General features: G+C 63.4%; 1 protein-coding gene. It reads right to left on the bottom strand.

Annotated features, from left to right (window positions below):
* Positions 1–1,224 (bottom strand): terminase (locus tag K359_RS63960; protein ID WP_029085278.1); only part of this gene is annotated, 1,224 nt, incomplete at both ends.

The following is a 1,224-nucleotide window of genomic DNA, read 5'->3' as shown; positions in this document are numbered from 1 at the left end:
GCCGACAACCCAGGACATAAGACCCTGCCCGGCATGCCAGAAGGTTGCATCGGCGAGCTTGAAATCGAGGCCATAGACCGCCGGCGCGAGCGCCGGGCCTTGCAGCAGACGCCGCAGCATGTCGTCGGTCACGCCGACAGCGGTCAAAGCCTCGATAATCGCCGCCGCCTGATTCGGATCGATGCCGACGCCGTTTTTCTGCGGCAGCAGGCCGCTCGCGACGATGCGAGCGACCAGGACGCCGAGATCTGCGATCGCGTCCGCCATGTCGACGATCGTCATCGACCCTTCCTCGACGAAATCCTGCAGCTGGTTTGCGATGTCCTTCCGCCGTTCCAGGACGATCGGATCTCCCCATGCATAGGACCAGGACAGCCAATGGCGCGTCCCGCGCTCGCGGCCGATCACCGCCAGGCCGAGCAGGTCGTCACGGCCGCCGGAGTCGATTCCGATCGTGACGACCTCGCAGCGCGTCAGGATCGCGTCGAGGTCGAGCCCCTTGATGACCTGCGCATCCCAGAGATCCGCGCCGCCCCATCCCTCGTTATTGATGCCTTGGCCGATCTCGATATTGAGATGTTGCGACGCCCAGATCCGGATCGCTTCCTCGCCCTTGTCGCGCTCGCCTTCCCAATCGGCGACGAGCTCCGCCAGGGCCGGACCGGAGCGGCCGAGGTTCGGCATCACCATCGGCCAGTTGACCGGATTCATCCAGCGCGGTTCGACTCCGTTTTTCCGCTCCTCGCGCGTCAGCGTCGCGATGTCCTGCGGAAATTCGTAGAGCAGCGGCAGCATCGGCCGAATGACCTTGCCGCGATACTTCCCGTCACGAACGTTGCGCGCGAATTTCAGCTCCGACTTGAAAATTCCGGCCGGAATGTCGTCGCTCTGCGTCGTCGTCATGACGAGCAGGCCCTCCGGCGTCTTGTCGAGGCCGCCGCGGATCTGGCGCAGCACTTTGGCGCCCTTTGCGTTGAATCCGAGCAAATGGATCTCGTCGAGCAGCACGAAAAACAGGCCCATCGCGCCGGTTAGGATGTTGACGTCGAAAGTTTTGACCTGCGCCTCGGCCTTGGTGACCAGGTCCTCGATCATCATCTCATGATCGTGAGTGCGAAAACGCCGTTTGAGATCCGGCGACTCCTCGATCATGCCGACCGCCTGGTCATAGGCGCGCGTCGAGATCGCCTGCGTCGGACCGACAAACAGCGCTTTACCGCGCGG

This window comes from Bradyrhizobium sp. th-b2, assembly GCF_000426785.1.
Lineage (GTDB): Bacteria > Pseudomonadota > Alphaproteobacteria > Rhizobiales > Xanthobacteraceae > Bradyrhizobium > Bradyrhizobium septentrionale.
This window is presented reverse-complemented; position numbering and strand designations above follow the sequence as displayed.